The organism is Streptomyces sp. NPDC058697, from assembly GCF_042715345.1.
In the GTDB taxonomy this organism is placed as follows: Bacteria; Actinomycetota; Actinomycetes; order Streptomycetales; family Streptomycetaceae; genus Streptomyces; species Streptomyces liliifuscus.
This window is the reverse complement of sequence record NZ_JBHXSU010000023.1, coordinates 1-24,444: the sequence shown is the minus strand read 5'-3', so window position 1 is coordinate 24,444 and position 24,444 is coordinate 1. Positions and strand designations below refer to the sequence as shown.

At 72.0% G+C, this 24,444-nt stretch carries 16 protein-coding genes and 1 tRNA gene; 7 read left to right on the top strand and 10 right to left on the bottom strand.

The features are described from left to right. The 5 genes from ACFWXQ_RS36730 to ACFWXQ_RS36710 all read right to left on the bottom strand — a co-directional run. Positions 1–2,455 (bottom strand): hypothetical protein (locus tag ACFWXQ_RS36730; RefSeq protein ID WP_386270115.1); only part of this gene is annotated, 2,455 nt, incomplete at its 3' end. After that, positions 2,452–3,234 carry a type VII secretion system-associated protein gene (locus tag ACFWXQ_RS36725; protein WP_383952068.1) on the bottom strand — a complete coding sequence of 261 codons (783 nt, stop codon included), beginning with the start codon at positions 3,232–3,234 and terminating at the stop codon, positions 2,452–2,454. The genes ACFWXQ_RS36725 and ACFWXQ_RS36730, both read right to left, overlap by 4 nt. A gap of 94 nt (positions 3,235–3,328) precedes the next feature. Further along, the gene (locus ACFWXQ_RS36720; protein WP_383952066.1) at positions 3,329–4,525 is read right to left on the bottom strand and encodes a sugar-binding transcriptional regulator; all 1,197 of its coding nucleotides are present in this window, start codon (positions 4,523–4,525) and stop codon (positions 3,329–3,331) included. Continuing rightward, entirely contained in the window at positions 4,525–5,115 is a 591-nt protein-coding gene (locus ACFWXQ_RS36715; RefSeq protein ID WP_383952064.1) for a YkgJ family cysteine cluster protein, read from the bottom strand. The genes ACFWXQ_RS36720 and ACFWXQ_RS36715 overlap by 1 nt, the downstream gene beginning before the upstream one ends. Then, positions 5,091–5,753 (bottom strand): hypothetical protein, encoded by a 663-nt coding sequence (locus ACFWXQ_RS36710; RefSeq protein ID WP_383952062.1) that lies wholly within the window; start codon positions 5,751–5,753, stop codon positions 5,091–5,093. Before ACFWXQ_RS36710 ends, ACFWXQ_RS36715 begins: the two co-directional genes overlap by 25 nt. A 426-nt stretch (positions 5,754–6,179) precedes the next feature. Here ACFWXQ_RS36710 and leuA point away from each other — a divergent pair, with 426 nt between their 5' ends. Both leuA and ACFWXQ_RS36700 read left to right on the top strand, forming a co-directional pair. After that, complete coding sequence (leuA, locus tag ACFWXQ_RS36705; protein WP_383952060.1) at positions 6,180–7,943, top strand: 2-isopropylmalate synthase; 1,764 nt, start codon at positions 6,180–6,182, stop codon at positions 7,941–7,943. 474 nt (positions 7,944–8,417) lie between these two features. After that, on the top strand, positions 8,418–9,788 hold the full coding sequence (locus tag ACFWXQ_RS36700; protein WP_383952058.1) for a DMT family transporter: 1,371 nt from the start codon (positions 8,418–8,420) through the stop codon (positions 9,786–9,788). A 10-nt stretch (positions 9,789–9,798) separates the two neighbouring features. Here ACFWXQ_RS36700 and ACFWXQ_RS36695 read toward each other — a convergent pair whose 3' ends face one another. Then, on the bottom strand, positions 9,799–12,726 hold the full coding sequence (locus tag ACFWXQ_RS36695) for an AAA family ATPase (protein ID WP_383952056.1): 2,928 nt from the start codon (positions 12,724–12,726) through the stop codon (positions 9,799–9,801). Positions 12,727–12,925: 199 nt separating this feature from the next. Between ACFWXQ_RS36695 and ACFWXQ_RS36690 the strand changes: the two genes are divergently transcribed. After that, on the top strand, positions 12,926–15,856 hold the full coding sequence (locus ACFWXQ_RS36690; protein ID WP_383952054.1) for an AAA family ATPase: 2,931 nt from the start codon (positions 12,926–12,928) through the stop codon (positions 15,854–15,856). Between the two features lie 156 nt (positions 15,857–16,012). After that, positions 16,013–16,654: a response regulator transcription factor gene (locus ACFWXQ_RS36685; RefSeq protein ID WP_383952052.1), complete on the top strand. Its 642-nt coding sequence runs from the start codon at positions 16,013–16,015 to the stop codon at positions 16,652–16,654. A 25-nt stretch (positions 16,655–16,679) separates the two neighbouring features. Here the strand turns inward: ACFWXQ_RS36685 and ACFWXQ_RS36680 are convergent. Continuing rightward, positions 16,680–16,756: transfer RNA gene (locus ACFWXQ_RS36680), tRNA-Thr, on the bottom strand. A gap of 259 nt (positions 16,757–17,015) precedes the next feature. Between ACFWXQ_RS36680 and ACFWXQ_RS36675 the strand changes: the two genes are divergently transcribed. From ACFWXQ_RS36675 to ACFWXQ_RS36665, 3 genes are all read left to right on the top strand, one after another. Beyond that, on the top strand, positions 17,016–18,152 hold the full coding sequence (locus ACFWXQ_RS36675; protein WP_383952050.1) for an ABC transporter ATP-binding protein: 1,137 nt from the start codon (positions 17,016–17,018) through the stop codon (positions 18,150–18,152). A 236-nt stretch (positions 18,153–18,388) separates the two neighbouring features. Then, positions 18,389–18,871 (top strand): hypothetical protein, encoded by a 483-nt coding sequence (locus tag ACFWXQ_RS36670; RefSeq protein WP_383956162.1) that lies wholly within the window; start codon positions 18,389–18,391, stop codon positions 18,869–18,871. Between the two features lie 132 nt (positions 18,872–19,003). Further along, complete coding sequence (locus ACFWXQ_RS36665; RefSeq protein WP_143639575.1) at positions 19,004–19,735, top strand: nucleotidyltransferase family protein; 732 nt, start codon at positions 19,004–19,006, stop codon at positions 19,733–19,735. 167 nt (positions 19,736–19,902) lie between these two features. On the opposite strand, the gene ACFWXQ_RS36660 is transcribed toward ACFWXQ_RS36665, so the two are convergent. The 3 genes from ACFWXQ_RS36660 to cysS form a co-directional block, all read right to left on the bottom strand. Continuing rightward, a complete protein-coding gene (locus ACFWXQ_RS36660) occupies positions 19,903–21,582 on the bottom strand; it encodes a DoxX family membrane protein (protein ID WP_383956168.1) in 1,680 nt (559 codons plus the stop codon). A 165-nt stretch (positions 21,583–21,747) separates the two neighbouring features. Next, the gene (rlmB, locus tag ACFWXQ_RS36655) at positions 21,748–22,704 is read right to left on the bottom strand and encodes a 23S rRNA (guanosine(2251)-2'-O)-methyltransferase RlmB (RefSeq protein WP_383956165.1); all 957 of its coding nucleotides are present in this window, start codon (positions 22,702–22,704) and stop codon (positions 21,748–21,750) included. 122 nt (positions 22,705–22,826) lie between these two features. After that, positions 22,827–24,224 (bottom strand): cysteine--tRNA ligase, encoded by a 1,398-nt coding sequence (gene cysS, locus ACFWXQ_RS36650; RefSeq protein WP_362300517.1) that lies wholly within the window; start codon positions 24,222–24,224, stop codon positions 22,827–22,829. Positions 24,225–24,444: the final 220 nt, after the last annotated feature.

The following is a 24,444-nucleotide window of genomic DNA, read 5'->3' as shown; positions in this document are numbered from 1 at the left end:
ACGGACCCAGGTTCGGGTTGGGAGCCGGGTTCGGGTTCGAGTTCGAGTTCCGGTTCGGGTCCGGAGCCGGGTCCAGGTCCGGGTCCGGTTTCGGTTCCGAGTTCCGGTTCGGGTCCGAGTTCCGGTTCGGGTCCGAGTTCCGGTTCGGCTCCGGCTCCGGCTCCGGCTCCGGGTCCAGATTCCGGTCTGGGTTCCGGTTCGCGTCCGGGTTCCGGTTCGCGTCCGGGTTCGGGTCGGGCTCGGTCCCCCGCTCCGCGTTCGGCTCCAAGTCCAGGTTCGCGTCCGGCTCCAGGTTCCGGCCTGGGTTCAGGTTCGGGTCCGGGCCCAGGCCCAGGTCCGGGTCCGGGCCCAGGCCCAGGCCCAGGTCCGGGTCCGGGTCCGGGTCCGGGTCCGGGTCCGGGTCCAGGTTCAGGTCCAAGTCCGGGTTCCGGTCTGGGCTCTGGTTCGGACCCGGGTTCGAGTCGGGCTCGGTCTCCGGCTCGGCCCCCCGCTCCGGGTTCGGCTCCCGCTCCCGCGTCAATTCCCGCTCGGGTTCCGGTCTCAGTTCCGGGGCCGGGTCTGGCCCCGGCTTCGGCTCCGATCCCGGTTTCGGTTCGAGTTCCGGACGAGGCGGAGCCGGTACGTGGCCTCCCCGCTCCGGAGCCGATACGTCGCTTCCCCGGCCCGGCGCCCCACCGGCCAGGCGCGTCTCCGCCCCGGCGACCGCCGCCTCACCGGTGGCGAACTCCCCCTCCGGCTCCGTACCCCCGCCCGTGCTGACAGCCGGCACCCCCGTGCTCGTACGGACTGTCGGAGTCGGCGCCTCCGCGGCGGTACGGCGACCGGGCGGCGTACGTACGGGAGGTGCCGCCCGTCCCGGGGCGGGCCTGGGCTCCCCGGCCGCCTCCCGAACGGGCCGCCGTGGCACGGCGGTCGGCGGACCGGCCGCCGCGGCCGTGCCGGTGGGGTGCGGCGCCGCGACGGCACCCGCAGGCGCGAGCGCCCCGGGAAGGGTCCGGCGTACCGGCGCCCCCGGGCGCCCTGGGGCGCCGGCCGTGACGTAACGAATGCCAAGTACCCCGTGCTCGGCGGCCAGTCTGCGCAGTTCGCCCTCCCCGGTGGTGAGCCTGCCGCGCACCAGCAGCGTGGTCTTCGCGCGGGTCGCGGAGCCGAGGCCGACGAGGAGCCGGGACAGCGCGGGCAGCACCGACTCGTCCAACGGCTGTCCCGGTACGCCCAGTTCGACGGCACAGGTGTCCGGATCCACGTCCGGCCCGGCGAGCGGAGGGCGGGGAGCGTCCCGTTCCCACAGGGCGAGTCCGGCCCGCGTCACCGTGGCCTGCCAGCGGTCGGTCAGCCGTACGGTCCCCGGTTCCGTACCGGCGGAGAGCCAGTCGGGCGGATGGCTCGCCACCGGCCGGGGAGCGGGAACCCTCCCCTGCGCGTCGGCGGGCCGGCAGACCACGGACGATACGAACGGCTCCCAGCTCGGCCGCCCGTCGGTGCCCACCAGGGTCGGCCGCGGAGCCGCTCCGGGCGGCGCGTGGTCGGCGAGCAGCGGCAGGCCCGTGAGTACTTCCACCTCACCGCCGAGCAGGCCCGCGACCGAGTGGCCGAGCCGCAGCAGGTCACGGCGGCCGCCCGGGGCGAGCCGGACGCGGGACCGGTGGGCGACCGGCAGCGACGCGAGGACGGCGGCCACCTCGTCGGCCGCGACGTCCTCCGCCCGGAGGGCACCGACCAGCACGGTCGGGCGCTCGAAGTCGACGGGCACCGCGAAGCACAGGTCGTCGGGGGCAGGTCCGGGTGCCTCGGCAGGACGCATCAGCACGCCCGCCGGTATCTGGTCCACGACGCAACCACCCGTCGTACGCGCGGGCACCCGGCCGAGGGCCTCCTGCCACACCGGTGCGGGGGCGCGCGGGCCCAGCTTCCGGGGTGCCTCACCGGGCGCGAAGAGCCACCATCCGCACCCGGGCCGGGAACCCTCGTGGACGAAGAGCGCGCCCCCCGGGGTGATCAGGACCGCCCCGTCGGGCGCAATCACCTCCAGCTCCCAGGCGTCGGCGATCCTGCGGGCCACGCAGGGCCGGCCCGGCCGGTCGTCGCCGGCACCGGACATGACGAGCCGGACCCGGCTCGTGCCCTTCGCGCGAAGGGAGTCCAGGAGAGCACCCAGCCGGGACCAGTGGTCGGCGTCCGGCCCGCCCCCGGAGCCGACCATCACCGTGACGATGTCCTCGTCCACGGCGACCGCGCGGGCCACTTCGGCCAGGGTGTCCATCGGGAAGGAGTCGTCCTCGACAGAGCGCACCAGCAGCACTCCGTCGATGTCCTCGACCGGCAGGGCTCCGGCGGCCCCCCGGGATCCGGCGCCGGCGCCGCCCGGCGGGTCCCCGGCCGGATTCCGTGCGCCACGCGCCGGACCGGGCGGCCTGCCGCTCCGGCGGGAGAGTCGCGACGACCAACGGCTCACGCGTCCGTCCCCCGCGCCCATCGGCCGTCCACCACGGTCGCCGATCCGTTCCCGGCCGAGGCCACCGTCGCCCCGTTCCCAACCGCGGCCACCGCCGACGCACTCTCGTCCGCGGCCACAACCGATCCGCTCTCCTCCCCGGCCCCGGCCACGGGCGGCGGGCCGGCCCCCTCCCCGGTCTCCGGGCCGCCGGCGTAGGCCCGCCCGGTGCGGACCGCGTCGCGCAGGACGTCGAGCTCCAGGGTCATGCTGACCGGTCCGGAGGGGTTGAGATACAGCGCGTGCCCCTCGGGAACCCGCCCCACCAGGTCGTCGACCTTGACCAGTTCGAAGGCGAGACGTCCGACGGTGTGCAGGAACACCGGTGAGGTGAAGAGCGGGACGACCGGGGTTCCGTCCGGGGTCACGGCGCTCAACGGGCCGCCGCCCGGTCCGGTCAGTACGGCCACCTCACGGCCGAGCAGCGCCTCGGTCACCGCCTCGCCGGGCCCGTAGCCGGTGGCGGCGAGCTGGACGGCCCTGTCCACCTCGTCCTCAGGTCCGGGCCAGCCGTGGGCGCTGGGGGACGGCCGGTAGTCCGGGTTCTCCTGCCACTCCTCGACCTCGCCGTCCAGGCCCGACCGCCACCGGCCGACCAACGCCCAGTCGGGGGGCTGTCCTTCCCCGGACCACATCGGATCGACCACTCCCAGCCAGTGGTCCGGGGCGAGCCTGCCCGCCTCACGGATCTCGTCCGGCACAGGCGGCAGCCCGTCGTCCACGGCACCCTGCTGGGTCATCGCTGTCCTCACTCGGTGGATCGGTGGCTGGTCGGTCACGCGAGCCCCCGAAGCGGTGCGGGGAACAGGAACCGGGATGTGCCGCACGTCGAGCTCACGTGGCCGTTTCCACCACGTACGCGCCTCTGTGCGCGTCTCTGTGCGCGTCTCTGGAAGCGTCTCCGTGCGCACTTCTGGAGGCGTCCCCGTGCGCGTCCCCGCACGCGTCCCTCGTCCGCGGCGAGTCGTCCGGGCCGTCGCGCCAGAGGAGACGGCGTGCGGTCGTCGCGTCCGTGACGACACCGGTGAGGAGTCCGCTGTTGAGGACGGCGCGGACGGCCCCGGCGCTCCGCGGGCCGCCCGAGACGGCGATCAGCTCGGGCACACCCCGGAGTTGGGCGGCGCTCACGGAGATCGTCCGGGCGTTCAGCTCGGTGGGGATCACGTTGCCGGTCGCGTCGAAGACATGGCCGGACATCTCGGCGCACGCTCCGAGCGAGTCGTACGTCTCACGCTCCCGCTCGGTCAGGACGTCGTACAGCGGCGAGAGCGCGGCCTCCCACGCGCCGATGCCGACGACGGCCTTGGTGACCCGGCCGAACCGGTCGAGCGTCTCGGCGATGGTCGGCTGGCTCCGCAGGATCGAGGCCGTCGAGGCGTCCGGCAGGACGAAGGGCGCGTAGAGGGGCAGGGCCTGGCCACCGCCGGCCGCGGCGGTGCGGCGGACGGCGGTGACCGCGGGGTCGTTGGCCAGGTCGGGCCCGTGTACGCCGGTCAACTGGACGACCTCGCAGGAGGGCAGCCGGGTGACCGCCTCGCTGAGCGCCTCCACGGCACGGCTTCCGTCCAGGCCGAGTACGTCGCCCTCCTCGGCGATCTCCGAGATGAGCTGCGCCGCCGCCGTGCCGAGCCAGCGGTCGGCCTGACGCGTGTCCCCCGGAGCCTGCGTGCCTCCCTCGCTGCGGGTCAGGCTCACGACGACGGCGTGCCGCAGTCCGAAGCGCCGGGCCAGGGCCTGCGAGAGCGGGGCGTCGATCTCGGCCGGGACGGTGATGTCGATCCGCACGATGTTGTGGGCGACGGCGGCGTCGAGGAGCCGGGCGACCTTGAACCGGCTGATGTCGAACTCCTTGGCGATGTCCACCTTCGACTGGTTCTCGAGGTAGAAGCGCCTGGCGACGGACGCGACGAGGAGCTTGTCGATCGGCGCAGGGGGAGCCTCCGCCTCGACGTGCTCGTGCCCGTGCCCATACCCGTACGGGTGCTCGTACCCGTATTCGTACGCGTCCCCGTCGTTCCGCTGCGGCCTCATCAGCCCGTCCCGGTCGGTCCGGTCGGCACGGTCGGCCCGAGGAGGACGTCGTACAGCTCGCGGGCGGTTCTCTCCCGCTGGTCGGCGTCGACGGCCGCGTTCCACGTCCGGACCAGGCGCCGGTGTTCGGCCCAGGCGGTCCGGTTGCGCTCCAGATCGCGCCGGTACGTGGTCAGTTCCATCGCGGCGAGGTTCCAGGAGTCCGGTCCGCAGACGGTTTCCTGACGGATCGCCACGGCACCCCGTTCGAGAGTCGTCGGGAAGTTGCTGCACACCAGCGGGCGATGGGCGTACACACCGCACCGGGCCTTCCCCGAGGCGATCTCCATCAGGAACACACAGCCACCGCTTTCCGGTCTGCGGACGAGATACAGGTCGAAGGTGGGCCCGTCGGGACGCAGCCGGAAGCCCGATTCGTCCTCCAGGAGGGTCACGAACTCCTCGGGGTGCAGCGCGGTCCCGGCCGCGACCCTGCGGACGTCCGCGGCGGTCACGCCGACCTTGTACCTCCGGCAGCAGTCACCCGTACAGCCCGCGCAGCCGGCCACATTGACTCCGCTCCCGTTCACCGGTCCGCCTCCCCGGGCCATGCCGTCCCGGCCTCGCGAGCGGCGTGGGTCTCCAGCAGATAGCGCTGGAAATCGCGGATACCGGACTCGTCGTCGGCCCCGGACCCAGCGCTCGACCCGGATCCTGACCCGCCCCCGCCCCCGGACTCGTCGGGCAGCGCGTTCCACCGTTCGACGACCTCGAACCAGTGGTCCCGGTCCGCGGTCCACCCGCGCTTCGCGTCCGCCAGCAGTTCGTCGTCGAGGTCCGCCTCGGTCAACTGCCCTGATCCGCCGGGCGACTTCTTCGCGGCAGCGGCAGCCGCAGCGGCAGCGCCCTCCCCCAACTGCGCGGGAAAGGCCCGGCAGGAGAGGGGCGCGAGTTCTCCCAGCCCGCAGTGGCCGAGCCCGCCGGCCGTGCGCAGGAGGAAGACACAGCCGTACGGGCCGTTGGCCAGCCTCAGATTCACCCGGCGCCGGCCGCCGTGCGTGACGATCCCGGTCGGGTCGTCGGCGGCGGCGGGCGCGGTCTGCGTCAGATGCCACGGCTCCAGGGCGAGAGCGCGCGAGACACGGACGATGTCCGATCCGGTGACATAGCGCGCGCCGCGGACACAGAGGTTCGCCGTACGAGAAGCGTGCCATTCGGCACGCGCACCCGGCGCACTGTCCGTTGTCAACACGTCGGTCCTTCCGTCAAGTTCCACGTCACCATGGGGAGTTCGACTTCACGGCGCCTCTTGAGGGGTCGGCAGGGGGTCCCGCACGGCGAAATTCCGCACGTCGCACGCCGTGGACGCAGCCATCACCGCATGACCGCAGCAGGGCTGCACTGACAGCCTAGGAACGGGCGCGGGCAGCAATGGATCCGGTGCACGGACCTTGCCCACGGGGACAGTTGATCCTGCCCGTCAGCTCAACTTCCGGCACACGCAGGCACCGGGCCCTGTACCGGGAGGCAACGAAGGGCCCGCGGCGTCTCCCGCGGCAGCGGCACCTCTTCAGGATTGGCCGACGGGTCGCGCGCGGTACCGCGACATCCGGCGACCGCGCCGCGCGGCCGGCATTCCGGTCGGGCGCCGGTCCGACACCAGGAGCCCTACGCGATGTCCGATCCCTCCGTCCGCCGTCCCACGCCCCTGACCGCCGCGAACGTCCGACAGCGTCCGACCGCGATGCCGGTCCACAAGTACAGGCCGTACGAGGCCGTCGACCTCGCGGACCGCACCTGGCCCGGCGCCCGTGTCACCAAGGCCCCGCGCTGGCTTTCGACCGATCTGCGGGACGGCAACCAGGCACTGATCAGCCCCATGCCACCGGACCGCAAGCGCACGATGTTCGACCTGCTGGTGAGGCTGGGCTACAAGGAGATCGAGGTCGGCTTCCCCGCCTCCGGCGAGACCGACTTCGCGTTCGTGCGCTCGATCATCGAGGAGCCGGGCGCCATCCCGGACGACGTCACCATCTCCGTACTGACCCAGGCCCGCGAGGACCTGATCGAGTGCACCGTCGAGTCGCTGAAGGGCGCCAGGCGCGCCACCGTCCACCTCTACAACGCCACCGCCCCGGTCTTCCGCCGGGTCGTCTTCCGAGGCAGCCGCAAGCAGGTCAAGGGGATCGCGGTGGACGGCACCCGGCTGGTGATGGAGTACGCGGAGAAGCTGCTCGGCCCCGAGACGGCCCTGGGCTACCAGTACAGCCCGGAGATCTTCACGGACACCGAGCTGGACTTCGCCCTTGAGGTCTGCGAGGCGGTCATGGACGTCTGGCAGCCGGGCACGGGCCGGGAGATCATCCTCAACCTGCCTGCCACGGTGGAGCGTTCGACCCCGTCGACGCACGCGGACCGCTTCGAGTGGATGAGCCGCAACCTGTCCCGCCGCCAGCACATCTGCCTCTCCGCCCACCCGCACAACGACCGGGGTACGGCTGTCGCGGCGGCGGAGCTGGCGCTGATGGCCGGGGCGGACCGTATCGAGGGCTGTCTGTTCGGGCAGGGCGAGCGGACCGGCAACGTCGACCTGGTCACCCTGGGCATGAACCTGTTCTCGCAGGGGGTGGATCCGCAGATCGACTTCTCGGACATCGACGAGGTGCGGCGCACGGCCGAGTACTGCAACCAGATGGAGGTCCACCCGCGCCACCCGTACGTGGGCGACCTGGTCTACACGTCCTTCTCCGGCTCCCACCAGGACGCCATCAAGAAGGGCCTCGACGCCATGGAGGCCGACGCGGCGGCGAAGGGCGTCACCGTGGACGACCTGGAGTGGGCGGTTCCGTATCTGCCGATCGACCCGAAGGACGTCGGGCGGTCGTACGAGGCCGTGATCCGGGTCAACTCGCAGTCCGGCAAGGGCGGTATCGCGTACGTCCTGAAGAACGACCACAGCCTGGACCTGCCGCGCCGGATGCAGATCGAGTTCTCGAAGATCATCCAGGCGAAGACCGACGCCGAGGGCGGCGAGATCGCCCCGGCCCAGATCTGGTCCGTCTTCCAGGACGAGTACCTGCCCGCTTCGGAGAACTCCTGGGGCCGTATCGTGCTGCGCTCGGCCCAGGCCTCGATCGCCGCCGACGGCGGAGACACGCTCACCGTCGAGGCCTGCGTGGACGGCGTCGACACGGTCCTGACCGGCAGCGGCAACGGCCCGATCTCCGCCTTCGTCGACGCCCTGACCCGCATCGGCGTCGACGCCCGCGTGCTGGACTACAGCGAACACACCCTGAGCGAAGGCGCCGGCGCCCGGGCCGCCTCGTACATCGAGTGCGCCATCGACGGCCGGGTGCGGTGGGGCGTCGGCATCGACGCCAACGCGACCTGGGCATCACTCAAAGCGGCGGCCTCGGCGGTCAACCGCCTACGGAGATGACCGTCGCCGCCGAGCACGACGGCACACGACGGCACACGACCGCGCGCGGAATGTCATTGCCCGCCAGTGCGCTGCGCACTGCACAGACGGGCCGAATTCAGATCGTGTCGAGCGCGCGGCTCGGTCGGGTCCGTCGCCGAATTCCCGCTTAGGCGACGGCTGCTCCTCTCACCGGCGGCGAATGGGCAACCCGGCCGTCCATCTACGCGCACCGAGCCCCTGAACAGCGCAAACACCGCCGGGGCCGGTCCTACGGGCTCTCGGCGGACCGGCATCGCGCCGGCCGGATCACCACCCCAGGCAGCCGCTTCCGCCGCCCGTGACGCGGGCGTTGAGCGGCTTTTGCACCGGGCGGGCGCCACGCCGGCCGTCCCCTACAGTCCGTACCGCCAAGAGGCGGACCGATGGCTTCCCCCATGACAAGCAGCGTCGGATCCGCCCTCCCCCATGCTCGAATCGGAGTCAGTTCCGCGAGTGAAAACCAGAATCGATCCGCTGTCCATAGCCGCGATGGCGGTCGCCGTGGTTTCCATATCCGCCACCGCCCCGCTCACCGCCGCCGCCACCGCGTCGCCGCTCGCCATGGCGTTCTGGCGCAACGCCCTGGGCTTCGCCACCCTCGGGCCGTTCCTCCTGATACTGCGCCGCCGCGAGGTGGTGCGCGTCGTACGCGGCGAACGCGGGCTGCTGCGCCGCGAGCAGTGGCGGCCCATGGTCTTCGGCTTCCTCGCGGCCACGGCACTCGCCCTCCATTTCGCGGCCTTCATGACGAGTACGCAGCTGACCTCGGTCGCCATGTCCACCGCTCTCGTCGCCACCCAGCCCGTCTGGCAGGCCCTCATCGCCGCGGGCCAGGGCGTACGGGCATCCCGCAGGACATGGGCGGGTCTGACACTCGCCGTGATCGGAGCGGCCGCGGCCGCCGGTGTGGACATCCAGTCCGGCAGCCGTACGGCACTGCTGGGGGACCTGCTCGCCCTCGCCGGAGCCGTCGCCCAGGCCGGGTACGCCGCGCTGAGCGAGAAGTCGCGGGCGGACGTGAGCACGCCCCTGTACTCGACGGTCACCTCGCTGGTCTGCGGTCTCGAACTCCTCGCCGCCTGCTGGCTGTTCGACATCCAGCTGACCGGTTTCGACAGGACCACCCAGCTGTCACTGCTCGGGCTGCTCATCCTCCCGCAGTTGCTGGGGCTCGGCGCGCTGAACTTCGTCCTCGGCAGGACGTCGGCGACGACGATGAGCGTCCTCCTCCTGCTGGAGACCCCGGTGGCCGCGCTCATGGCGTGGTCACTGATGGACCAGGGCGTCGCGGTCGCGACCGTCCCCGGGCTGCTGCTGATCATCGTCGGCGTCACGGTGGTGGTGACGAGCGACAGCGGCGGAAAGCCCGTACCGGGGGAGGACGACCTCCGCGGGCCGCACGAGCGGCGCTGGCAGGACGAGCAGCGCCGACAGGACGGCCACGGTGCCGGAAGGCCCCCGTACCCGACTTACGCTCCGTACCCGGGCCCGGGTACGGACCCGCACCCGTCCCAACTCCCGCCCGCGGCCGGTGTGTCCACCATGTCCACCGTCGGAGAGCCTGGGGACAACACACCGGCCCACGCCTTCGAGACATGGGCGGCCTTCGAGACCGCCCGGCCGACAACGCCCCGGCACCCAACGGCCCGGCCCAACGGCCGACGGGACCCCAGAGTCGACTGGGCACGCCGCCCCTGGGAGGAGAGCCCGACGATCCAGCTCAGCTATCACGGGGCGGGGGCGTTCGACACCATGTTCCTGGGCGGCCGGCCGCCCGAGCCCGAGGAACCGAGGCCGGACTTCGAGAACACCCATGGAACCTAGGGCCCAGTACCTACTCCCCCGGCACCAGACCCTGTCGCGCCAGGCTGCCGTCCAGCCAGGCCGCGGCCAGCTCCACCCGGGAGCGGCAGCCCGTCCGCTGGAACAGCCGCGAAAGCCGCTGCTCCACGGTCTTCTCGCTGCACGCCAGCCGGGCGGCGATCTGCCGGTTGGTGGACCCGTCGCTCACCATGGCGATCAGCCGCACCTCGCGATCGCTCAGCTCCGCCCGGGCCGCACGGCGCCTGGGGATCGACACGTTCCGCCGCCGCGCCGCCGCGCCGAGGAGGCTGCGGACGGGCCGCCCCATACCCAGCGCGTGCCCGCTCCGTGTCGCCTCGTCCAGCCACGGCCGGGGGTCGTCGGCGACGTCCGTCAAGCACTGACAGCAGTCCACACTCAACGGCAGGTCGACCCGCCGCCGCACCAGCCGGTACGCGGCGAGCGCGCTGTCCGCGTCGCCGTGCACCATCCCGCGGGCGAGGAGCACCGTCTCGTACGTCATGGGCGAGGCGGCCTCCTCGTACAGCGCCTCCAACTCCTCCAACGTCCGCCGCGTCGCCTCCGGGCTGTCACCCCGCACCGTGATCGACAGCATCCGCAGCAGCACCCTGTCGAGGCCCGCGAGCAGCCCGCTCTCGCGGGCCCGCCGTACGTCGTGCCGTGCCGCTTCCAGGGCCTCGTCCGCCGAGGCCCTGCCCGCCGAGGCCCTGTCCGCCTGCCCCGACCAGTACCGGACGCCCAGCCGGGCCCGGGCCACCAGCGGATGGGCGACCGAGTCCGGGATCAGGTCCAGCCACTCGCGGGCGCGGCCCAACTCCCCGCGCATGAGCTGGATCTCGGCCGCCAGCGCCCGGGCCGGCTGTCCGACACCGGCCGTGCCGCCCGACCGGCCCCGCGTCTCGATCCGGCGGGCGCACGACAGGGCACTGTCCCAGTCCCCCGTCAGGTAGTCGCGCACCATGGAGTGGTACCGGACGGCCGTGCTCTCCCCCGCCACGACGTACCGCTCACCGAGTACGGCCTCAAGCGCACCCACGAGATCCCCGTACGCGGCGGCGTTCCGCAGCCGGTCCAGGGCCGCCTCGTCGAGGGCGTCCCCCGGCACACTCCGCCGGGCCCGCTCGAACTCGTCGCCGCCACCCACGGCTGCGGCCAGCAGCCGCACCTCGGCGGACGACGGAACGGGCCCGGAGCCGGAGCCTGTGCCGGAGCCGGACTCCTGCGGGGCCGGCCCCGGCCGGAAGGCCGTCGGCGTGCTCGGGCCGATCCCGTACCGTCCGCCGAGCATCGCCAACACCTCGGCGGAGGGCACCCGTTGGAGCGCCGCACGGTATCGGGGGTCGGCGCCGTCGTCGTACGGGGACCGGTGCTCGTGCAGTGCCGACAGGGCGCATGCCCGGGTGACCCACTCCAGACCGTCCCGGTCCCCCTGGTCCCCCCGGCCCTCCGCGCCCGCCCGGTCCCGCTGCTCCTCCCGTTCCTCCCGGTCGTCGCCGTGCGGTACGTCGAGGCGGGCGAGCAGCGGTTCGGCGAGCGCCAGTACGCCGATGTGGTCGGAGTGCCGCAGGCTCAGACCGGCGGACTCGTGCAGCACGCCGGGTGTTCTGGGGTCGTGCGGCGGCAGATGCCGCAACACCGAGTGGTAACTGCGAACCGCCCAGTCCTGGTTGAACCGGACACTGCTGCCGGCCGCGGCCAGCAGCAGCGGTACCGCAAGGCTGTCGTCCAGCATCGCGCCGGCCGCCGCCACATGCCCGGCCAGCCGCGGCCGCCGGGTCCCCGCCGCGGTGGCGCCCAGCCGGTCCGTCACCAGCCGGGTGAGCGTGGCGTGCAGCGACCGCACCTCAGCGCGGGCGGGCAGCGTCCGCAGCGCCGCCGCGAGAGCGGGAACGGCGAACGCGATCCGGCCGTCCTGACCGACCGTCACCACCCGGTCCGCGACCAGCCTGTCCACCGTACGGCCGACGGCTTCGAGCGGCCCGTCCGGCGACTTCACGCGGTGCAGGTCCTCAAGCCGTACCTCGGCCCGCTCGACCAGACCGGCGAGTACGGCCGCCGCCGCGACCGTGCCGGGATCCGGTGACGCGTCCGGCCAGCAGAGCCGGCCCAGTTCCGCGGCGTCCGCACTGAGCCGCAGCCCGCCCTCGGGCACGGTCAGGCACACCTGGCCGTCGAGTTCGAGCAGTCCGCCGCGCTCCTCCAGCGAGGCGAGCACCGACAGCACGGCGGCCGGGCTGCCCGCCAGCGGGCCCAGCGAGGCCAGCACCGCCGTCACCAGGTCGGGCTCGACGGGACGGCCCAGCCGCCGCACGATCAGCGCGCCGGCATCGGCCGACGACAGCGGCGGCAGTTCGAGCACCCGGTCGGCCGCCGCGGGCAGTTGCGCGGCGGTGGCGTGCCCCGGCGTCATCGGCCGGCCGGCCATCACCACCGGCACACCCGCCGGGCGGAACGTACGCAGCAGCAGCCCGAGCGCGGAGACCGTACGGGCCGGCATCCGCTCGGTGTTGTCGAGGATCAGGGCGAAGGGGACCTCACGGGCCGCGTCGGCCAGCACCTCGCCCAGGGTGGACAGCAGAGCCACCTCACCGCCGGGCCCGGTGGCCCGCGCCTGCACCCGGCGCACCGCGGCGATCCGCGCCGGGAGCCGGCCGTCATGGACCTTGGCGAGTACGCCGCAGACGGCGTCCGTGAGAGCGGCGGTACCGTCCGCCGGGTCCCCGCCGGATTCCCAGCCGCACCGCAGAACCCTGCCGCCCTCCTGGACCACCGTCTGCCGCGCCTGTTCCAGCACGGCGGTCTTGCCGGTTCCGGCGCCACCGGTGACGAGCAGGATCCGAGCCGCTGCACCGGTGGTGCGTCCGGTGGTGCGTAACGCCTCGGCCACGTCCTCGACTTCGCCGTGCCGGCCGACGAGAGGTGAAGGGTGCTGCTGCACGACGACTCCCTGTTTTCCCGTTTTCTCCATGCAGAACTGCTTCATGAGAATTGGAGTCGTCCAAATGACCGAACAGGCCAACTTCTTGTACCGGGTTTGCCATGATTGCAGGCGCTGGACCGGGGCCCGTCCGTCGGGTCGGTCCGAGGCGGGCGCCGCCCGCCCGATACGTGATTCCTCGAAGGTTGCGGTGGAGAAAGTGGCTGCTCGGACAGACACCGAGTTGGTCTTCGGCGGCACGGCCGCACGGTTCCACGGCCCGGGCGAGGACCTGTTCGGCCGGACAGCCGAGTCGGACGAGACCGACCGCGGCCTCCGCGATCCGGCCGGGCCCCGCCTGACGCTCGTGCGCGGCGAACGGGGCATCGGACGCACCGCGTTCGCGCACGCCACCGCCGAGCGACTGCGCGCGGCGGGGATCGCGGTCCTGCCCGTCGCCTGCGTCCCCGGTGACGGCGAACGCCCTCAACTGCTGGCGCTGCGGCTGGTCATGGCCCTGGAGGAACACTGGTCCGCCACGACGAAACGCAGGCCGGCACAGAAGCCGGCCACGGAGGCGCTCTCCGCGATGAAGCTCGGCGACCGGACAGCCATGGCCGAGGCACTCGCCGCCGCTCTGGCACGGCCGGCCCCCGCGGTCGTACTCGTCGACGACGCCCACCATGCCGACGCCGAATCCCTCGCCCTGCTCGACGAGGCCGACTTCGACCGGGTCCCGCCCGGCATCCGGCTGATGCTCACGGCGGCCCAGCACACGGCGCCGTCCCCCGGCCGCAGCCGGGCCGTGGACAGCCTCGCCCGCAACCGGGCGGCACACACGATCACCCTGCCGCGTCTCACCCCGGACGACGCCACAGCCATGGTGGCGCAGCGCCTGCGGTCGGCGCCCGACGCCGACCTGATGCGGCGCCTGCACGAACTGAGCCGCGGTGTCCCCGGCGCACTGGACACCCTCCTCGTCGAATGGACGGCACAGGAAGCGATACGCACGGCCGACGGCCACGCCTTCCTCGGCACCGGTGCGCCGGTACCACTGCTGCCGGACCACGACCGGTACGTCGTGGCACTGCGTGCGCTGGAGGAACCCTGCGGGACGGTCGCCACGGCGCTGAGCATCCTGTGGCCGCTCGGCCGGCCGGCCGAGGCCCTGGTCGCGTCGTCGACCGGGCTGCCCGCCGAGTCCGTCACCGACGGCATCCGCACCCTGGCCGACGAGGGCATCCTCGACGAACTGCCCAGCCGGAACACCGACTCCACACCACGCGGCTGGACATTCCGCCTACCGCTCCTGGCCCACACCGTCCGGGAACGCCTGGGCCCGGTGAAGCGCAGCCACCTGTCCGCGGCAGCGGTGGAGGCGCTGTGGGCGGGCGGGGGCACCGGGAGCCCGGCCGAGAAGTTGACCGACACCGGAGCCGCCCCGCAGAATCCGCCCCCGCCCGCGCTTCTGGAGGAGGCCGACGCGCAGACCTACCTCCCCGACCGGATCGCCGACGCCGGCTTCCTGGTCGACCGCGACCGCGCGGTGACGGAACTGACAGCCGCCGCCCGCTCGCTGTATCCCGACCTCGAACGCCGCGGAATGCTGCGATGGCACATGGGAGCCGTCCGCCTCATCGAGGAGCAGTACGACCGCGACCTCGCCATACTGCGGTCCGGCCAGGCCGCCTTCGGCTGCGGCGACTACCGCACGGCCCGGACGGCGGCCGAATGGCTCGTGTGCGGCCCTGCCGAGGGCCTCGACTCACGGACGGTCCACGAGGCCGCCACCCTGCTGGTGGCGTCGGCGGCCGCCGAACAGGACTGGCCGACCCTGGCCCGCATGGGCACCGCACTCTGGTGGGAGGGACTGCCCCTGTCCGCCATGGCCACCGTCTCCGGCCGCGTCCAGGCACTGTGGCAGCTGGAGAAGTGGCAGGAGGCACTGGCCCTCATGCTGCAGACCGAACGCGTATGGCAGGCCACCCCGAGCAGCCGCGCGCTGCTGGAACTGTTCCGCAGGGTCGCGGAGTACGTACTGGGCCACCCGGACCGCTTCGCCCGCGCACTGGCCCTGCCGGAGGAACCGGACATGTCACCGAACAAGGCGTTCGCGCACAACATCGCCACGTTCGACGTACTGCTCGGCATCGGCGACCTGCAAGCGGCGGCGAACCTGCTGTCCACCCGGAGGATGGACGTCGAACTCCTCCCCCAGACCAACCGGTTCCTGTGGCACCACCTCAACGGACGGTGGGACGAGGCACTCGCGCTGGCACGTCGGCTCCTGGTCGACGGCGGGGTCCTGAACGTGGTCCCCGGACACCATCTGCTCCCCGCCCGCACGGCGGCCATCCTCCTCGCCCAGGGCCGCACCACCAGCGCCGACCGCCTGATCAGCAGCGTGCGCGGGAAGATGGACGGGCCGCTGGAACACATCCTGGACCACGCCGAGGCCGAGGTACTGCGGACCCTGGGCGAGCTGGACCGGGCAGAGGAGGTACTCCTGCGCGGCCTCCACGCAGCAGACGAACGCGGAACCTTCTACGGCATCGACGAACTGCTGGCCTCACTCGCCGAGGTGCAGGCGGAAGCGGGACACAAGGACCGGGCGACGGCCTGCCTGACACGCCTCGAACAAACGGCAGAGCAGATGAACAGCGGCCGGACGCGACTCCTGCACCTGCTGACATCGGGAAAGATCCTGGGCCCGGACTCCCCGGAGGGGCTCAAGCACCTCCACGAGGCGGTCGGCCTGGCCCGCTCCCGCAGCCAGCCGTTCGAAACGGCGGTCACGCTCCTGGCCGCCGTACGCGCGAACGCGGCCCCGGCGACCCTGCTGCACGAGGCGTACGAACGGTTCGGCGAGATGGGTGCCACGCTGTGGCGCTTCCACACCAGGACCGCGATGCGCGAGGCCGGCCTGACCGTACCCGGCCGCAGACAGGCCACGGCGGAGAACGAACACCTGCTGGCCACCCTGCTCGCCGAGGGACTCACCAACCGCCAGATCGCGGGCGTACTGCGGCTCAGCGAGGACGCGGTCGCCAACCGCCTGTCCCGGCTGTTCGCACGCACCGGAATGCGCTCCCGCACAGAGGTGGTCACGGCAGTACTCACGGGCACCCAGCTGACGCCGACCCACCACTGACCCCACCCACGCCACTCCATCCCGCCCGTCCCACTCGTGCCAGATTTCCCCCTCCTTAACGGACGAGGGGCCTCCGGGAGCGGATCGGGGCAACCACGCGTGCCACCATCAACTCCTGAACGGCATGGACCACTTGGGTTCCCGAATGGGGGGCGAATGCCTCAGCAGGTACTCACAGACACCGTGCGCGTGGCGATCCACGCACCCGACGCCATCGTCCGCGCCGGACTGCTCAGCTATCTCCACAACGACCGCCGCATCCGCGAGGTCCCACCGGACAGGATCCGCGAGGCGGACGTCATCGTGGTCATCGTGGACGTCGCCGACACCTCCACCCTCGACCTGCTGCGCAGCCTGTCCGACAGGCCGGACGCACGGTTCGCCCTGGTGGTGGGCAAGGAGTGGCACGCCGACGTCTCGGCCGCGGTCGACCGCGGAGTCCGCGCCGTCCTGTGGCGCGACTCCTTCAGCCAGGCGGCCTTCATCAGAACCCTGCACACCATCGCGGACGGCGGCGGAAGCCTCCCGCCCACCCTCCAGGGCACCCTGATGGAACAGGTCCGCTGGGCCCAGCGCGAACTCCTCGCCCCCCGAGGCCTCACCGCCTCCGGCATCAGCCCCCGCGAGGTGGACGTGCTCCGCCTGGTGGCCGAGGGCAAGGAACTCGCCGAAATAGCGACGAAGCTCTCCTACTCGGAACGCACCGTCAAATACATCCTCTACGGCGTAATGAAGCGCCTACAACTGAGAAACCGCGCCCACGCGGTCTCATACGCAATCCGAGCGGGCATCATCTGACCCACCGCGGACCCGTCTCCACCACTGGAGCCCCCTGTCGGATTCGAACCGACGACCTACGCATTACAAGTGCGTTGCTCTGGCCATCTGAGCTAAGGAGGCGGGGCCCGCGCACGGGCGGGCCGGGTGCGTGCACGCATGCACGCCCGTGCAGTGTACCCACGTCACAGCGGGCCCCTGTCGAAAATTTCCTCGAACTTCATCGCTCGCGGAGTACTGACAGAACGTGTGAACGCGAGGTAGCGTCCTGAACCAGTCCGCTCATGTGGACTACACCACTACGGACCGTTCCGTAGCGGTCACACCACCTTTACAACGGATCGTCCGGCACGTTCCTGCCGGTGAAGGGGGCCTACGACCCATGGCCACTGTCTCGTTCAACAAGGCGACCCGCATTTACCCGGGTGGCGACAAGCCCGCCGTCGACCAGCTCGAGCTCGACGTCGCGGATGGCGAGTTCCTCGTCCTCGTCGGTCCCTCCGGCTGCGGAAAGTCCACCTCCCTGCGGATGCTCGCGGGTCTCGAGGACGTCAACGCCGGCTCGATCCACATCGGTGACCGCGACGTCACGCACCTGCCGCCCAAGGACCGGGACATCGCCATGGTGTTCCAGAACTACGCGCTGTACCCGCACATGACGGTCGCCGACAACATGGGCTTCGCGCTCAAGATCGCCGGCGTCAACAAGGCCGAGATCCGCCAGAAGGTCGAGGACGCGGCGAAGATCCTGGACCTCACCGACTACCTGGCCCGCAAGCCGAAGGCCCTCTCCGGTGGTCAGCGCCAGCGCGTCGCCATGGGTCGCGCCATCGTGCGTGAGCCCCAGGTCTTCCTCATGGACGAGCCGCTGTCGAACCTCGACGCCAAGCTCCGCGTTTCGACCCGTACGCAGATCGCGTCGCTGCAGCGCCGCCTCGGCATCACCACGGTGTACGTCACCCACGACCAGGTCGAGGCCATGACCATGGGCGACCGGGTGGCCGTCCTGAAGGACGGTCTGCTCCAGCAGGTCGACTCGCCGCGCAACATGTACGACCGCCCGAGCAACCTCTTCGTCGCCGGCTTCATCGGCTCCCCGGCGATGAACCTCGTCGAGGTCCCGATCACCGACGGCGGCGTGAAGTTCGGCAACAGCGTGGTGCCCGTCAACCGCGAGGCCCTCAAGACCGCCGCCGACAAGGGTGACACCACCGTCACCGTCGGTGTCCGTCCGGAGCACTTCGACATCGTCGAGCACAACGGCGCCGCGGCCGCCTCCCTGTCGAAGGACACCGAGGACGCCCCGGCCGGCCTCGCCGTCACCGTGAACGTCGTCGAGGAACTCGGCGCCGACGGCTACGTCTACGGCAGCGCCAAGGTCGACGACGAGCTCAAGGACCTGGTCGTCCGCGTCAGCGGCCGCGCGGTCCCGGAGAAGGGCGCCACCCTGCACGTCGTGCCGCGTCCGGGCGAGACCCACGTGTTCTCGACGTCCACGGGCGAGCGTCTCTCCGACTGACCGGGTCGGTCGAGCCGGCCGGGTCCGACCCGGCCGGTCCCGGAGATTTCACCCAAGTTGACGAAGAAGGCCCCGCAGGCTGCTGCGGGGCCTTCTTCGTTGTCGACAAATACCCCGGCAGAACGGGCATTTCGATCCCCGTACGTCAACATCAAACTCGAAAACGACGGTTTACCCGTCCCCCGAATTGATTACTAAATGTCGCCAAATCATCACCCCGCGCTACCCTCACTCGCGTGAAGCACTCCACTAACCACTCGACGCGACACGGCCGTGGTCCCGCCGGCCGACCGACACGGCACGGCCGCGGTCCGGCCCGCCGGATCGGCCGTACTCTCGCCCTCGTTCTGCCCGTCGTCCTGGTGCTCTCCGGGACGCTCGCGGTCACCCGAGTCAACTGGTCGGGAAACAGCTCCTCGACATCGGTGCTCGCCGCATCCGCCGAGGACGTCTCCCGACGCGCCCCGTCCCGCGCCCCACAGGACGTGCTGCGCGACAAACTCCTCCTCGAACTCCAGGAGAAGAACCCGGGCGTGGCCCTCACCCACCTCCAGGAGGCGGTGAACGGCCGTCCGTCGCTCGCCCAGCACTGCGCGTCCATCGCCCGCGCCCTGGGCCGCGCCGCCGTCCGCGCCTACGGCCCGACCCGAGCCCAGTCGTTCGCCCGCCCGGTCTGCGACACATCCTTCGCCACGGGCGTGGCAGCCCAGCACACCTGAGCCGCCAGGAGGGCCCCGCAAGGGGCGCGGGGAACTGCGCGCCCAGCCCCCACCGACCCGCAGATCCCCACCCGCGCAGCCAGCACGAGCCCTACCCGTCAAGCCCGCGGAGCGCGACGTACAGTTCGGGTCATGACCGATCCGAACGCCGCGTCGCGCCCCGTTCAAGCCGTCGTCCTGGCCGGCGGCCAGGGCTCCCGGCTGCGTCCCTACACCGACGACCGTCCCAAGCCGATGGTCGAGATTCCCGGCACCGGGACCCCGATCATCGGCCACCAGCTGGCCTGGCTCGCCGAGGAGGGCGTCACCGACGTCGTCGTCTCGTGCGGCCATCTCGCCGAGGTGCTCCAGCAGTGGCTGGACTCGGCCGAACTGCCCGTCTCCGTGACCACCGTGGTCGAGACGGAGCCCCTGGGCCGCGGCGGCGGCCTCAAGTTCGCCGCCAAGCACCTGCCCCACCCGGACCGCCCCTGGTACGCGACGAACGGCGACATCTGGACCCGTTTCTCGCTGCGTGAGATGGCGGACTTCCACACCGAGCGCGACGCGGTGGCCACCCTCGCGCTGGCCCGCCCCCGCATCCCGTGGGGCGCCGTCGAGACCGACGACTTCGGCCACATCACGGACTTCATCGAGTCCCCGCCGACCGCGTACGGCATCAACGCGGGTGTGTACGTCTTCTCCCCCGAGTTCGCCGCCCTGTTGCCCGACCTCGGCGACCACGAGCGGTCCACGTTCCCCCGCCTGGCCCGCGAACGCCGCCTGGCCGGCTATCCGATCCCGCAGGGCGCCTACTGGCGCGCCATCGACACCGCGAAGGACCTCACCGAGGCCGCAAAGGAGCTGGCGGCGCTGGGACGTTGAGGCACTTGTCCCGGTCCACAGAAGTGGCATGTACGACGACGATGGGGCCCGGCACCTGAGAGGTGCGGGCCCCATCGTCGTACGGTTCCTGCGCCGCCGTACCGGCTGTACGGTCCTGGTCCGCCGTACCGGCTTGGGCCGTGCCGCCCTGTCGGCGGGCGGTGGTGTCAGCCCAGCAGGCCGCCCACGAGCCCGGAGCCACCGCCGGAGCCTGAGCCGCCACCGCCACCGCCACCGCTGCCGCCGCCCGTGCTCCCGCCGGAGCCCGAGCCGGAGCCGCCGCCACTGCCCGAGCCGCCGCCCGAGCCCGTACCGCCGGTGGTGCCGCCCGAGGAGGACGGACCGGCGCTGGTGCTGGGAGCCTGCGGCGCGGCCGACTGCTGGGGCGGGGCCTGCCCGGAGCCCTGGGTCTGGCTGGGCTGCCCGGCGCCGGCGCCCGCGGTCTCGCGGGCCGCGCCCGGGGTGGTCGCGGCGCCCGAAGGACTCGCGGAAGTGGCGCCCTGGGTGGGCGAGTTGGCCGCCGAGGGGCTCTCCTTGTGCTGGCGCTTGCCGGGCTCCTCCGGGAGTGGGGAGCCGGGCAGTTCGTTGCGCGGGGCCTCGCCGGGGCCGGGGACGACCACGCGGTCGGCGTCACGGACGGCGCCGCCGAGCAACGAGCCGATGAGCAGGGTGAGTCCGACGACGATGGTCGTGACGAGCGCGCCCCTGCGCAGGACGCGGCTGCGCAGTTCCCAGATGTCGGTGCGCGGCCCGAGCGTGCGCCAGGCCTCGCCAGCGAGGCGGCCGTCGATGGAGTAGACGGGGGCGCCCGCGATGATCAGCGGGGACCAGGCGGCGAGGTAGATGATGTCCGGCGCGTCGTAGGCGGGGACGGACTTCCAGCTGACGGTGAGGAGCAGCGCCGCCGAGAGCAGGGCGCCGACGACCGCGGCGACCCGCTGCCACAGGCCGAGCACGGTGAGGACGCCGACGATGACCTGGAAGAAGGCGATGAGGAGTCCGGCACCGACGGGGTGTTCGAGGGCGAACTGGCGCAGTGGCTCGGCGAGTTCCCAGGGGTGCAGGGAGTTGAGCCACTTGACCATGGAGCCGCGCTTGCCGCCGTCGAAGTAGACGGGGTCGCAGAGCTTGCCCATGCCGGCGTAGATGGAGATGAAGCCGAGGAAGACGCGCAGCGGGAGCAGGACGACGCCGAGGTTCATCCGGCGGCCGGGGTAGTACCCGTGCCGGACGGGGGCGGCGCCGTGCCGCTTGAGCGCGCCGTCGTCCTCGTCCCCGTACTCGTCGGCGTCGTAGGAGTCGTCCTCGAACTCGCCCTCCGCGTACGGGCGTTCGTCGATCTCCTCGTACGCGCTGCCCGCGCTGCGCATCTGGGGCAGGAGGCGGGTCTCGGGGCCGCGGACGGTCGGTGTCTCGACGGTGGCGTCGACGTCGAACCCGGGGGGTCCGCCCTCGCCGACGCGCGGGATGACCTGGGTCGCACCGCCGTCGCCGGCCGGCGCCTCGGCGCCGTGCCGCAGACTCGTGCTCCGCACCGCCTGCAACAGCCGGGTGGCGCCGGTGTCGTCGGGGGCGGACTTCCCGCTCCAGACGACGGGCGCGCGGCGGCGGGTGCCTGCGGTGGTTCCGACGACGGGGATGCGCGCGGTGTCCTCGCCCGAGCTCAAGTGCCGCCCGGCGCGCGGGGACTGGGCCCGCGGGGCGGCTTTCAGCTGCACGCGGAAGCTCGCATGATTGACGATGACCTGCGCCGGATCGCTCGGCACCTTCACCATGCTCAGCGCGGGAGCGTCGTCGAATCCCAACGAGCGGTCCCCCGTGGGTGTGCGGGGTGTTCTGGTGTCCACACTCATCTAACCGAGTGACGTGTGTTTAGGACACTGCTTTGACCGCCCCGATCTGTCCGGACCCCGTCAAGATCAAACAGCCGCGCCCCGTAGGGGCGCGGGGAACTGCGCGCCCAGCCCCCACGCACCCGCGGATCAACTCAACCGGGCGGCAGCCACAGATGTTCAGGCCCGGCGCCGAGCCGCCTCGTACAACACAACTCCCGCAGCCACACCCGCGTTCAAGGACTCCGTGCCGCCAGGCATAGGAATCCGCACCCTGAAGTCACAGGTCTCACCGACGAGTCGGGAAAGCCCCTTGCCCTCGCTGCCGACGACGATGACGACGGGCCCCCCGAGGGCCTCCAGGTCACCGACCTCGGCCTCCCCGTCCGCGGCAAGACCGACCACGATGAGACCGGCCTTCTTGTAGGACTCAAGGGCCCGGGTCAGATTCGACGCACGGGCGACCGGCGTACGCGCCGCGGCGCCCGCGGACGTCTTCCACGCACCGGCGGTCATCCCGGCCGCACGGCGCTCGGGCACGACGACCCCGTGGCCGCCGAACGCGGAGACGGACCGGACGACGGCACCGAGGTTGCGCGGGTCGGTCACGCCGTCGAGCGCGACGATCAGCGGGTCCTTGCCCTCGTCGTACGCGGCGGCCGCGAGGTCCTCCGGGTGCGCGTACTCGTACGGCGGGACCTGGAGGACGAGCCCCTGGTGGTTGAGGCCGTTGGTCATGCGGTCGAGCTCGGGGCGGGGGGCCTCCATGAGGTGGATGCCGCCGCGGTCCGCGGCGAGCTGGAGCGCCTCGCGCACCCGCTCGTCGTTGTCGATGAACTGCTGGACGTAGAGCATCGACGCCGGGACGCCCTCGCGCAGCGCCTCGACGACGGAGTTGCGCCCGACGACCATCTCGGACGTGCCCTTGCCGCCCCGGCCGCCGCGCGGCGACGGGCGGCGCACGGTCTGCTTCGCGTTGGCCTTGGCGACGGCGCCGGCGATGCGGTTCTTCTTGTGCCCCTTGCGCGCTTCGGCGGGCGGGGTCGGACCCTTGCCTTCCAGGCCCCGGCGTCGCTGGCCGCCACTGCCGACCTGCGCGCCCTTCTTGCCGGACATGCGGCGGTTGTTAGCGGCCATGACCTACCTGTCTGTGTGAAGGCGTACACGCGTACGCCTGTGGTGTACGTGTCTGTGAAATGTCGTGCGTCTACGAGTGTGCCGCCCGGAGACCCGAGCGGCACAATCGATCAAGGAAACGGTTAGCGCGGGCCGAGTGTCCAGCGCGGCCCCTGGGGGCCGTCCTCGATCACGAGCCCGGACTGGTTGAGCTGGTCACGGATGGCGTCGGCGGTGGCCCAGTCCTTGCGGGTACGGGCGGACTCGCGCTGCTGCAGCACCAGCCGTACGAGCGTGTCGACGACTCCGTGCAGGTCCTCGCCGCGGTCGCTCTCGCCCGCCCAGTGCGGGTCGAGCGGGTCGAGTCCGAGGACGCCGAGCATGGCGCGGACCTCGGCCAGCCGTGCGACCGCGGCTTCCTTGTCGTCGGCGGCCAGCGCGCTGTTGCCCTGGCGGACCGTGGTGTGCACGACGGCGAGGGCCTGCGGGACGCCCAGGTCGTCGTCCATCGCCTCGGCGAAGGCCGGCGGGACCTCGGCCGCGGGCTCGACGGCTCCGGCCTTCTCCACCACCCGCTGCACGAAGCCCTCGATCCGCGCGAACGCGGACTCGGCCTCGCGCAGTGCTTCCTCGCTGTACTCGATGGTGGAGCGGTAGTGCGGGGTGCCGAGGTAATAGCGCAGGACGATGGGCCGCCACGCCTTGACCATCTCGCTCACGAGTACGGAGTTGCCGAGCGACTTGGACATCTTCTCGCCGCTCATGGTGACCCACGAGTTGTGCACCCAGTAGTGCGCGAACTCGTCGCCGAAGCCCCTGGCCTGGGCGATCTCGTTCTCGTGGTGCGGGAAGATCAGGTCGATGCCGCCGCCGTGGATGTCGAAGACGGGGCCCAGGTACTTGTGGGCCATGGCGCTGCACTCCAGGTGCCAGCCGGGCCGTCCCCGGCCCCAGGGCGTCTCCCAGCTCGGCTCGCCGGGCTTGACGGCCTTCCACATCGCGAAGTCCCGGGGGTCCCGCTTGCCGGTCTCGCCGTCCTCGGCGGGCTGGCGGAGCTCGTCCAGGTCCTGGTTGGACAGCGACAGGTAGCCGGGCAGGGAGCGCACGTCGAAGTACACGTTGCCCTCGGCCTCGTACGCGTGCCCGCGCTCGATGAGCGTGCGCATCATCTCGACCATCTCGGTGATGTGGCCGGTCGCGCGCGGCTCGTACGTCGGCGGGAGGCAGCCCAGGGCCGTGTAGCCGTCGTTGAACGCGCGCTCGTTCTCGTAACCGATCGACCACCAGGGCCTGTTCTGCTCGGCGGCCTTCCTGATGATCTTGTCGTCGATGTCGGTCACGTTCCGGATGAACGTCACGTCGTAGCCGCGGTGCTCGAACCAGCGGCGCATGATGTCGAAGTTGAGGCCGGACCTGATGTGCCCGATGTGCGGGGCCGCCTGCACGGTGGCGCCACAGAGGTAGATCGAGACACAACCCGGCGTGATCGGGGTGAAGTCACGGATCTGCCGGGCGCTGGTGTCGTACAGGCGAATAGTCACCCCTCCAGGGTAGTGGGCGACGACGTATGCCCCGAGACCCTTCCGACACATGGCTCACGATTCGTGACATCCACTCCGCGGGCAGCCGACCCAGTCCTTTTTCGCCCCCGCCGCCCCTACCCATTCCCGTCACTACTCGGGGGCCAGCCCCCGAACCCCCGCTCCTCAAACGCCGGAGGGGCTGACTACCAGCCCGTCCGGCGTTTGAGGACGAGCGCGG

Bases quoted from the DNA above. Each gene is read 5' to 3' on its own strand.
- ACFWXQ_RS36725 (WP_383952068.1), bottom strand. From the start codon at position 3,234: ATGACCCAGCAGGGTGCCGTGGACGACGGGCTGCCGCCTGTGCCGGAC.
- ACFWXQ_RS36720 (WP_383952066.1), bottom strand. From the start codon at position 4,525: ATGAGGCCGCAGCGGAACGACGGGGACGCGTACGAATACGGGTACGAG.
- ACFWXQ_RS36715 (WP_383952064.1), bottom strand. From the start codon at position 5,115: ATGGCCCGGGGAGGCGGACCGGTGAACGGGAGCGGAGTCAATGTGGCC.
- leuA (WP_383952060.1), top strand. From the start codon at position 6,180: ATGTCCGATCCCTCCGTCCGCCGTCCCACGCCCCTGACCGCCGCGAAC.
- ACFWXQ_RS36685 (WP_383952052.1), top strand. From the start codon at position 16,013: ATGCCTCAGCAGGTACTCACAGACACCGTGCGCGTGGCGATCCACGCA.
- ACFWXQ_RS36675 (WP_383952050.1), top strand. From the start codon at position 17,016: ATGGCCACTGTCTCGTTCAACAAGGCGACCCGCATTTACCCGGGTGGC.
- ACFWXQ_RS36665 (WP_143639575.1), top strand. From the start codon at position 19,004: ATGACCGATCCGAACGCCGCGTCGCGCCCCGTTCAAGCCGTCGTCCTG.
- rlmB (WP_383956165.1), bottom strand. From the start codon at position 22,704: ATGGCCGCTAACAACCGCCGCATGTCCGGCAAGAAGGGCGCGCAGGTC.